Annotated in this window: 9 protein-coding genes; 6 read left to right on the forward strand and 3 right to left on the reverse strand. The window is 70.3% G+C overall.

Annotated elements, in window-relative coordinates:
• The first annotated feature begins 4 nt into the window (after positions 1-4).
• The 6 genes from ABS772_RS05890 (at position 5) to ABS772_RS05915 (ending at position 7,664) form a co-directional block, all read left to right on the forward strand.
• Positions 5-3,154, forward strand: a complete 3,150-nt coding sequence (locus tag ABS772_RS05890) for an efflux RND transporter permease subunit (protein ID WP_350392947.1) — start codon at positions 5-7, stop codon at positions 3,152-3,154.
• A gap of 18 nt (positions 3,155-3,172) precedes the next feature.
• The gene (locus ABS772_RS05895) at positions 3,173-3,538 is read left to right on the forward strand and encodes a hypothetical protein (protein ID WP_003596978.1); all 366 of its coding nucleotides are present in this window, start codon (positions 3,173-3,175) and stop codon (positions 3,536-3,538) included.
• A 159-nt stretch (positions 3,539-3,697) separates the two neighbouring features.
• Positions 3,698-3,940: a hypothetical protein gene (locus ABS772_RS05900; RefSeq protein ID WP_003596981.1), complete on the forward strand. Its 243-nt coding sequence runs from the start codon at positions 3,698-3,700 to the stop codon at positions 3,938-3,940.
• Between the two features lie 91 nt (positions 3,941-4,031).
• Positions 4,032-4,409, forward strand: a complete 378-nt coding sequence (gene copM, locus ABS772_RS05905) for a CopM family metallochaperone (RefSeq protein ID WP_003596982.1) — start codon at positions 4,032-4,034, stop codon at positions 4,407-4,409.
• A 148-nt stretch (positions 4,410-4,557) separates the two neighbouring features.
• The gene (locus ABS772_RS05910) at positions 4,558-6,957 is read left to right on the forward strand and encodes a heavy metal translocating P-type ATPase (RefSeq protein WP_003596983.1); all 2,400 of its coding nucleotides are present in this window, start codon (positions 4,558-4,560) and stop codon (positions 6,955-6,957) included.
• A 227-nt stretch (positions 6,958-7,184) separates the two neighbouring features.
• Complete coding sequence (locus tag ABS772_RS05915) at positions 7,185-7,664, forward strand: hypothetical protein (RefSeq protein ID WP_003596984.1); 480 nt, start codon at positions 7,185-7,187, stop codon at positions 7,662-7,664.
• A gap of 375 nt (positions 7,665-8,039) precedes the next feature.
• Here the strand turns inward: ABS772_RS05915 and ABS772_RS05920 are convergent, their stop codons facing one another.
• Genes ABS772_RS05920 through ABS772_RS05930 form a run of 3 tightly spaced genes read right to left on the reverse strand, consistent with a single transcriptional unit; the run spans position 8,040 to position 10,487 of the window.
• Positions 8,040-8,378, reverse strand: a complete 339-nt coding sequence (locus ABS772_RS05920; protein ID WP_003596985.1) for a DUF6527 family protein — start codon at positions 8,376-8,378, stop codon at positions 8,040-8,042.
• Positions 8,378-9,772, reverse strand: coding sequence for a ThiF family adenylyltransferase (locus ABS772_RS05925; RefSeq protein ID WP_003596986.1), 1,395 nt, complete (start codon positions 9,770-9,772; stop codon positions 8,378-8,380). The genes ABS772_RS05920 and ABS772_RS05925 overlap by 1 nt, the downstream gene beginning before the upstream one ends.
• 1 nt (position 9,773) lies before the next feature.
• Positions 9,774-10,487, reverse strand: a complete 714-nt coding sequence (locus ABS772_RS05930; RefSeq protein ID WP_003596987.1) for a multiubiquitin domain-containing protein — start codon at positions 10,485-10,487, stop codon at positions 9,774-9,776.
• Positions 10,488-10,526: the final 39 nt, after the last annotated feature.

A 10,526-nucleotide genomic window follows, 5' to 3' on the forward strand; every position in this document is an offset into this window, starting at 1 on the left:
CCCGATGTTCACCTTCCTCGTCAGCCAGTCGGTCCGCAACCGCCTGCTCGTCCTCGCGCTCGCCGCGCTGCTGGTACTGTACGGCGCCTTCACCGCGACCAAGCTGCCGGTCGACGTCTTTCCCGACCTCAACAGACCCACCGTCACGGTCATGACGGAGGCGGAAGGGTACGCCCCCCAGGAGGTCGAGCAACTCGTCACTTATCCCATCGAGACCCGGATGAACGGTCTCCCCGGCGTGACCCGCGTGCGCTCGGTCTCGGGCGTGGGCCTGTCCATCACCTACGTCGAGTTCGACTGGGGGACCGACATCTATCGGAACCGGCAGCAGGTCGCGGAGCGCCTGTCCCTCGTCCAGGACCAGCTGCCCCGCGGCGTCACCCCTGTGATGGGCCCTGTCTCCTCGATCATGGGCCAGATCCTGCTGGTGGCGGTCACCAGCGAGACCGCGACCCCCATGCAGGTGCGCGAGGTCGCCGACTTCACCATCCGGCCGCGCCTGCTGACCATTCCGGGCGTGGCGCAGGTCATCCCCATCGGCGGCGAGGTGCGCCAGTTCCGGGTCAGCCCCAACCCAGCGGCGATGCGCGCGCTCGGGGTGACCAATGCCCAGCTGGAGACGGCGCTGGCGCAGTTCGGCACCAACGCCGGCGGCGGCTTCACCGATCAGAACGCCCGCGAGTACCTGATCCGGAGCATCGGCCGGACCATGAGCCTCGACGACCTGCGCAACCTCGTGGTCGCGACGGTCGCCGACACGCCTGTATACCTGCGCCAGGTCGGGGAGGTGTCCTTTGCCGCGAAGGTGAAGCGGGGCGACGCCGGCTACATGGCCAAGCCAGCGGTCATCGTCTCGGTCGAGAAACAACCCGACGTCGACACCGTGCGGCTGACCCACAGCATCGAGACCGCACTGAAGGAACTCAACCCGAACCTGCCCGGCGGCATCAAGGCCGACCAAGTGCTGTTCCGGCAGGCAGACTTCATCGAGACCTCGATCCGCAACGTCGAGCGCGTCCTCGTCGAGGCCGTGCTGGTCGTGGCGGTGGTGCTGTTCGCCTTCCTGCTGAACGTGCGCACCACGGCGATCTCGCTGCTCGCCATCCCGGTCTCGGTGCTGACGACCGCGGTGGTGTTCCACCTGTTCGGGCTGTCCATCAACACGATGACGCTCGGGGGCCTGGCCATCGCCATCGGCGAGCTCGTCGACGACGCGGTGGTCGATGTCGAGAACATCTACCGGCGGCTCGGCGAGAACCGAAAGGCCGGCAACCCGAAGAGCGTGTTCCAGGTGGTGGTGGAGGCCTCGAACGAGGTGCGCTCCGGCATCGTCTACGCGACGCTGATCATCATCCTGGTGTTCGTGCCGCTCTTCGCCCTCTCGGGCATCGAGGGCCGGCTCTTCGCACCCCTGGGGCAGGCCTACATCATCTCCATCCTGGCGAGCCTGCTCACCTCCATCACCCTGACGCCGGTGCTGGCGTCGCTGCTGCTCCCGGGGCTCAGGAACCTTGAGGAGCACGACAGCCGCTTCCTCAAGCTGCTCAAGCGGGGCAACGCCGCCCTGCTGCGGGTCGCCTTCCGGCACAAGGGCTGGCTCGTCGGAAGCGTCGCCGTGGCGGTCGCCGCCGCGGGCGTCGCCGCCTGGAACCTGCCCCGGGCCTTCCTGCCTCCGTTCAACGAGGGCTCGTTCACGGTCAGCATGACCTTCAACCCGGGCATCTCGCTCGCCGAGAGCAACCGGGTCGGGCTGATCGCCGAGAAGCTGCTCCTGGACATCCCGGGCGTGAAGGCGGTGGGCCGCCGGACCGGTCGGGCCGAACTCGACGAGCACGCCGAGGGCGTCCACTCCTCCGAGATCGACGTGGCGCTCGACGAAGGTACGAAGCGTCCGAAGGAGGCGCTGGTCGCCGACATCCGCGGGCGCCTCGCCGCCCTTCCGGTGGCGGTCAACGTCGGCCAGCCGATCTCGCACAGGCTCGACCACATGCTCTCGGGCGTGCGGGCCGAGATCGCGCTCAAGGTGTTCGGCGACGACCTCGACGCCCTGCGGCGGGTCGCGAACTCCCTGCGCGACCGCATGGCCTCGATCCCGGGTCTCGCGGACCTGCAAGTCGAGCGGCAGGTGCGCATCCCGCAGCTTGAGGTGCGCGTCGACTACACCCGGGCGGCCCTTTACGGCGTCCAGCCCGCGGCCGTCGTCGAGCAGATCAGCCGCCTCTCCAACGGTCGGGTGGTCTCGACGGTCGTCGACGGCGTGCGCCGCTTCGACGTGGTATTGCGCCTCGCCGAGAACCGCCGGACGACGACGGGGCTGGGCGACCTCCTCCTGGAGACGCCCTCGGGCTGGGTGCCGGCGCGCCAGGTCGCCGACATCCGCGAGACCGACGGGCCGAACCAGATCCTGCGCGAGAACGCCCGGCGCCGCATCGTGGTGCAGGCCAACACCACGGCCGGCACCGACATGGCGACCGTCGTGGCCGCCATCCGCGAGGCGGTGGCGAAGGAGCCGATGCCGCCCGGCTTCTTCACCAGCCTGGAAGGCACTTTCCAGGCGCAGGAGGAGGCGAGCCGGACCATCGCGGCGCTCTCGGCGCTCTCTCTGGCCCTGGTCTTCGCCATCCTGTTCAGCCGCTACCGCTCGGCCGCCCTGGCGCTCATCATCATGGGCAACGTGCCGCTCGCCCTGATCGGCTCGGTGGCCGCGCTCTGGCTGGTGGGGCAGCCGCTCTCGGTGGCGTCGATGATCGGCTTCATCACGCTGACCGGCATCGCCGCCCGCAACGGCATCCTGAAGATCAGCCACTACCTGAACCTGTCACTGCACGAGGGTATGCCGTTCGGGCCCGACCTCGTGGTGCGCGGCAGCCTGGAGCGGCTGACCCCGGTGCTGATGACGGCGCTCTCGGCGGGCGTGGCGCTGGTGCCGCTGCTCTACGACGCCGCGAGCCCGGGCAAGGAGATCCTGCACCCGGTGGCGGTGACGATCTTCGGCGGCCTCGTCAGCGCGACGCTGCTCGACACCTTCCTGACCCCCGTCCTGTTCCTGCGCTTCGGCCGCAAGCCGCTGGAGCGGCTGCACGCCCTGCACGCCGAGGCGCCGGCCGACCCGTCCCCGGACGGCGCGCGACCGCGCCCGGCCGAGGCCTACTGACCCCCGAGGAGAACCAGCATGATCCTGCACAGACTGACCCTCGTCGCCGGCCTGATGGCGGCGACCGCGGCGTACGCCCACGAAAGCGCCGGCCAGCACGGCGGCCGGGTAGCCGACGCCGGGAAGTTCCACGTCGAGCTCGCTACCAAGGGCGAGACCGTCGACGTCTTCCTGTCGGACGGCGGCCAGAAGCCGGTGCCGGCCACGGGCTTCAAGGGCACGGCCATCCTCGTCGTCGGCGGCAAGCCGACCCGGGTCCCCCTGCAGCCGGCCGACGGCAACCGACTGACAGGGACGGCCCCGGTGGCGCTCGGGGACAGCCCGAAGGGCGCCGTGCAGCTCACCGCGCCCGACGGTGCCACGGCCAGCGGCAAGTTCGACTGAACATCGCCCCCTGTCGCGAGCGCGACCGGAAGGGGGCCTGAAGATCCCACGCAGGGATGCAGGGGGAGCCGCCCGAGGCGGGTGCCCGTGCCGGAGCCATCGGTCGACGAGCTGCACGCCGGCGACCGGCCAACCTCAATGAGCCAAGGAGTTCACCACATGAAAATCGCCGCTCTCGCCACCCTTCTGATGGCCTTCGGTGCGGCATCGCCCGCCTTCGCCGACGACCAGGGCAACGCGAACGCCGAGCAGCAGACGCAGCCCACGCCGAGCCGCGGCGGCACGGCGGGAGGGCCTGCCCACGACATGCGTCTCGGGGACACGGCCCCCGCGAAGTCCGGCGAGCGGATGGACCACGGACGTTCCGACGGAACGGCCACCAAGCCTCCCCACGGTCACTGAACGCCGCCGCGCCTCACGACGCCCCGTCGCGCCGGAGCGGACGTCCGTTCCGGCGCGACGGCATCCCACGCCATCGAAAAAGGTAACGACCATGAAAATCCCGAACACGCTCGCCATCGCCGCCATTCTCGGTCTCGGTTTGGCCGGTACCGCCCACGCGCAGGACATGAAGGACCACGGTTCGATGTCCTCCATGAAGCCGGACCCGAAGGACGACGCCTCGACCAAGGACTTCAAGGCCGCCGACATGGCCATGATGAAGGACATGGCCGTCGCTTACACCGGCAACCCGGACGTCGATTTCCGCACCCACATGATTCCGCACCACAAGGGCGCGGTCGCGATGGCCAGGGTTGCCCTGAAGCACGCCAAGGACCCGTCCACCAAGGCTATGGCCCAGAAGATCATCGACGACCAGGAGAAGGAGATCGGCGAGATGGAGGCGTGGCTGAAGCAGCACGCCAAGTAGGTCGGCCGCGCCCCGATCCGGGGCACCCATCCCGACGGGGACGCCCGCCGTCCCCGTCACCTGTTCGACGTCCTTGGACAGCCTCGGCCTGCTTCCCGTCACCGGAAGCCGGTGACCGAAGGCGATGCGAACCCACGGGAGCCAGGTCATGCCGCATAGCGTCCCCCCCTCGCACGAGCGCCACGGCCATCATGCCGGGCACGACCATGCGCAACTTGGGCACGGTGATCACGAGACCCAGGCTTCCGGCACCGGGACGGTCAAGGATCCCGTCTGCGGGATGACGGTCGATCCGCACGCCGCGAAGCATCGGGCCGAGCACGCCGGGCACCCGTACTACTTCTGCTCGAACGGATGCCGGACCAAGTTCGAGGCCGATCCGGTCCGCTACCTCGATCCGGGGCAGGCGAGGGTGGAGCCGGTGCCGGAGGGTACGATCTACACCTGCCCGATGCACCCGGAGGTGCGGCAGGTCGGCCCGGGAGGCTGCCCCATCTGCGGGATGGCGCTTGAGCCGGCCGTGGTCGGCGCCGACACCGGCCCCAGCGAGGAGTTGGTCGACATGACCCGACGCTTTCGGGTCGGGCTCGTGCTGACGCTCCCCGTCTTCGTCCTGGAGATGGGTGGCCACCTGTTCGGGCTGGCGGAACGCCTCGGGCAGCAAACCTCGAACTGGATACAGTTCGTGCTCGCCGCGCCTGTGGTGCTCTGGGCGGGCTGGCCGTTCTTCGTGCGTGGCTATCGTTCCGTGGTCTCGCGCAACCTCAACATGTTCACGCTGGTTTCGCTGGGGACGGGCTGCGCCTTCCTCTACAGCGTCGTCGCCACAGCTGCCCCGGGCCTGTTCCCGCAGGCCCTGCGCGGGCATGGCGGGGCCGTGCCTGCCTACTTCGAGGCGGCGGCCGTCATCACGGTTCTGGTGCTCCTCGGGCAGGTACTGGAACTTCGCGCCCGCGAGAGCACCGGCGGCGCGATCCGTGCCCTGCTCGACCTGACGCCGAAGACGGCCCACCGCATTCGACCGGACGGCTCCGAGGAAGAGACGTCCCTCGACGCCATCGCGGCCGGCGACCGGTTGCGGGTGCGCCCGGGCGAGAAGGTGCCGGTCGACGGCTTCGTCGCCGAGGGGCGGAGCTCGGTGGACGAGAGCCTGGTGACGGGGGAATCGATGCCGGTCACCAAGGCGGCGGGCGCCCCCGTGGTCGGCGGCAGCCTGAACCAGTCCGGGGCCCTCGTGATCGAGGCCACGAAGGTCGGGCGCGACACCATGCTGGCCCGCATCGTCCAGATGGTGGCCGAGGCCCAGCGCTCGCGCGCACCCATCCAGCGCCTCGCCGACCAAGTGGCCGGCTGGTTCGTGCCCGCCGTCATCGGCGTGGCGGTCCTCGCGTTCCTCGCCTGGATGGTCTTCGGGCCGGAGCCGCGCTTCACCTTCGCGCTCTTGGCCGCCGTCGCGGTGCTCATCATTGCCTGCCCCTGCGCGCTCGGGCTCGCCACGCCGATGTCCATCATGGTCGGCGTCGGACGGGGTGCCGGGGCCGGCGTCCTGGTCAAGAACGCCGAGGCCCTGGAGCGCATGGAGCGGGTGGGCACCCTCCTGGTCGACAAGACAGGCACGCTGACCGAGGGCAAGCCGGCGGTCACCCGGATCGTGCCTTCAGCTAGCTTCGATGAGGCTACGGTGCTGCGCCTCGCGGCGAGCGTCGAGCGGGCGAGCGAGCACCCGCTGGCCACGGCGGTCGTGCGGGCCGCGGAGGAGCGCGGCGTCGCGACCGCCGCCGTCGCCGACTTCGAAAGCCCGACCGGCAAGGGCGCGTTCGGCACCGTGGAGGGGCGCCGGGTTGCGCTCGGCAACGCGGCCTTCCTGCGCGAGCATGGCGTGGACGTGTCGGCATATGCGGCAGGGGCGGACGAACTGAGGCGAGACGGCGCGACCGCGATCTTCGCCGCCGTTGACGGACGGGTGGCGGGCGTCATCGCCATCGCCGACCCCGTCAAGGCGACGACCGCGGAGGCGCTGGCGGCGCTCCGGACCGAGGGCATCCGGGTGGTGATGCTGACCGGCGACAACCGCACCACCGCCGAGGCCGTCGCCCGCCGCCTCGGCATCGAGGAGGTCGAGGCGGAGGTGCTGCCCGACCGGAAGGCCGCCGTGGTCGAGCGCTACAAGGCGGCCGGGCAGGTGGTCGCCATGGCGGGCGACGGCGTCAACGACGCCCCCGCGCTCGCCGCGGCGGACGTCGGCATCGCGATGGGCACCGGCACGGACGTGGCCATCGAGAGCGCCGGCCTGACGCTGCTCAAGGGCGACTTGATGGGGATCGTGCGGGCGCGGCGCCTTTCGAAGGCGGTGATGGGCAACATCCGCCAGAACCTGTTCTTCGCCTTCGTCTACAACGCCGCCGGCGTGCCGGTCGCGGCCGGGGTGCTGTACCCGTTCCTGGGTATCCTGCTCTCGCCCGTCATCGCCGCCGCTGCCATGGCGCTGTCCTCGGTCAGCGTCATCGGCAACGCCCTGCGCCTGCGGACGGCCCGGCTCGATCCTTGAGGCTACGTGTCGGCCGAGCAGGGTCTGCGCGTGAGCATGATCGCGGCAGCACCATGGGTCCGCAGACCCGGCATGTGAGCCGCGCACGGGCCCCCGCGGCCTCGGGACGAAGCACAGAAAGGTGATCGTCCCCTCGCTCGCACCGGCCGGGGTCAATCTTGAACGGCGTGTGAGGCCAGGCCACCTGACGGGCCGCGCCTGCGGATGGGCGCCCTACGGAGAAGATCATGCCGCACCACGACACGACGGCCCTCTCGGGGGTCATTCAGCACGTTTTTGCCCATCGCTTCACGGTGGAGGCCGGCGGCGGGACGCATCTGGCCGATCTCGGCCCTAAGGGAGCGGAGGCCTTCCCGCTCGTGGCGGGCCTGCATGTGGACATCGAGGGCGAGCGTCGCCCGTCCGAGATCAAGGTGACGCGGATCGCAGCCGAGAGCCGGGAACCCGTGCACATCCAGCATAAGAAGCCTTGTCACCCGCCTGGCGATAAGCGACCGGACATGCCGGCCGACCCATCGCGCGTGCTGGAGGCGGTGAAGGCCGCGGGCTGGACCCCGTCGGGGGACCTTCGCCGCAAGCCGAAGCACTTCGAAGTTCTCGCGCGCCAGGCTGGCGGGGCGTGGGCCGAGCTTCACGTGGATTTCGGCGGGACGATCTACAAGAACAAGTCACCCGATCCTACGAAGTGGGCCGCTGCCCTGGCCTAACGGCTTCGACGGGGCGGCGCACGTGCGCCGCCCCGTTCAGAGTTCGTCCTGCCGCCGACGGCCGGGGATCACGCGTTCGGGCGGGCGGCGCTTATCCGGCCCTCGGCTTGGTCCGGACCGCAACGATGGAAGCGACATCCCTCCGCCGGTCAATTTTTCCGGCGTGATATGGCCGAGGCAACGGCCTCCAAGCGGCACCGTTCGTCGCAACGAGGGCCTCCTGAACGGCCCCATGTCCGGAATTCACCCCAGTCCGGCCAGCGGCGACCTAGCTCCGGGTCGACCTCACCTCCGTTCACCGCGGCGGAATCCTCCCCGCTCCGGAGGCGACAGGTTCGGCGTCGGCGGAACCGGCGCCGCGGCGGGCGAAGGCGGTCAGCACCAGTCGGTCCGGCCCTTCCTCAGCCAGAAGTGACTCTGGCATCCCACTTGACGCCAGACGCTCGGCGTCAGCGACGCGGTCCCGTCCCAGTGTCGGCGGATGCGCCAGCCCGGCCGGTCGCCGGGAACGAGCGAGAGCTTGATCGTCTCGCCGCAGCCGCACGGGCACCCGAAGGCCGCGAACCACTGATGGCCATCCTCACCCACGACGTAGACCGTGCGAGGCGCGGGCGTATCGGGCTCCTCGTCGACGAAATCCACGGTGTGACGCCCGAGGCGGCGGGCGACCCAGGACAGGGACGCCCGGAGCAGCGTAACGGGAAGTCCCGCCATCACGCCGCCCTCATGAGCATGTCGAGATGCGGTCGGTTCAGGAACGGCCTCATGTCGCCTCGACCGAGGTATCGCGCGAGCGCGTCGTCCGTGCCCTCTTCCGGCGCGAACTGCCAGAACCCGGCCGTCAGGCTTAGGGTCTGGACGGCGAAATCGCCGTTCGGGTCGAGCCGCGACGGATGCAGCCTCAGCAGCAACTCGACCACCGCGAGGCTGGAGAACAGGCCGTTCACCGCACCCACGGCCGGCCGCTCCTGCGGCACGCCGCGGATGTAGCCGCGCGCGAGGCGGTCCTCGTAGGCCGCGGGGTCCTGCCTCCTCAAACTTTCGGCCTCAAGCATCCCGTCCGTGTAGAGACCGCGCCCCCGGAGGCTGGAGCGCCCCGGCTGCAGGTAGTGGACCGACCCGCAGATCTGGTCGATGCCACCCTCGCCATCGGCGTCGAGCATCACCCCGATGTCCAGGTAGGCCAGGACGTAGAACGTCGCGAGGCGATTCAGCAGGTCGCGGCCCTCGACCCCGTCCATGCACCCGAACACGACGTCGCAGGTCGAAACGGCCCTGAGCGCGTCCGGTCGGGACAGGTCGCAGGGAAAGGCCTCCACCCTCGCACCGAGCCCGAGGCGTTCGACGAAGGCCGCCAGAACCTCCACCTTCGGCCGACCCACGTCGGCGAGCGTCGTGTTGACGATGCGGTTGAGGTTCTTGTCCTCGACCAGGTCGGGGTCGACCAGCACGATCTCGCCGACGCCGAGGCGGGCGATCTGGTCGACGACCGGACCGCCGGTCCCGGAGCACCCCACGACCCCGACGCGGAGGTGCCGCATCGCCTCGAACGTCGCGCGTCCGAAGGCTTGGGCGTGCCGCCGCGCGAACTCGGGAACGGCCTGGGCAGCGTGAACGGGGGGCCGGTGGAAGCGGAGGTCATCGCCGACGACGCCGACGTGGTCGAGCGGCGCGTGCGTGCCGTCCTCGCCATGGGCCCGGGCGATCATCGTCCCGTCCGGGACCATCACCGCGCTGAGGTGCGGCTGGCCGTCGTCGACCCAGGCATGGACCCCGCCGAACAGGTCGGCATCCGCGGCGTCGTCCACCTCGCTGAAGCGCAGGTCGCCGCCCGGATGGCTGTGGACCTTGGCCACGGCCATGCCGCGCTTCGCCGCCTCCGCGAGCAGGGGCTCCAGGTAGGCGGTCGGCCAAGTCACGCGCCTGTCGGTGCGCTCGCAGGCATGGTGCGGGATCGGGACGATCCGGTTCACGACGAATTTCGTCCGTCCGGGCGAGGCGGCGCGCCCGCAGAGCATCAGGGCGACCGCCTCGCGGCCGTCGCCGGGGAAGAGGTGGGCGCAAAGCGCGGCGTGTTGCGCGCCGGTCAGGGCGAGGGTGGTGCGCATGTCAGGCGGCCCCCACTTCCTTGGCGAGGCAATGCTCAACCAGCGCGAGGTGCGTGCCGATGTCGTCGACGTCCGGGCGCCAGGGGTTCTCGCCGGTGCGGTGACGCGACCAACCCTGCCAGTGCTTGCCCTCGAAGGTGTCCCCGACCAGGGCGCGGATCGGAACCCCGTCGGCCCGGGCGAGCGGGGGGTGGAAGTAGAACATGTCGATCTGAGTCGAGGGATACCCCGGCAGCAGGCGCAGCATCAGGTCCGCCTTGGCCGGGGCGTACCCGGTGCGGACGGGATAGTCGCGGACGACGACGCGGGTGGCGCCCGCCTCCTGGATCGCCTCCCAGCGGTGGCCGGCCGCGTCGAGCGTCTCCTCGTCGCCTTCGGGAAGCGCGAAATCCCGGCGGCGGGGGAGCGGCTGCTCCCCCTCCGTCTGGTCGAGCGGCAGGGTGACGAAGCGCTCCTCGCCGCTGTCGCTCACGTGCACGACCTCGTCGAGGCCGATGCGCTTCAACTGGGCGCCGACCTTCTGGAAAATCTTCCAGCGATCCGGGTGCGCCTTGCCCGCGATAACGAGCAGGTCTCGGCCGGTGAGGTCCGGCAGCGGGTTCTCGTAGCTCTTCTTGTCGATGCGGAAGCCGTAGACCTTGACCGCGCGGACGCCGTCCTCGTCCGTGCGGGGGGCGTCGTCGTCGTGGTGGCCGTGGTTCTCGTTGGTGTTCATCCCGTTGCCTTTCGATCATCCCGGGAAGCCATCCTTCCC

It is taken from the genome of Methylorubrum podarium (assembly GCF_040270385.1).
In the GTDB taxonomy this organism is placed as follows: Bacteria; Pseudomonadota; Alphaproteobacteria; order Rhizobiales; family Beijerinckiaceae; genus Methylobacterium; species Methylobacterium podarium.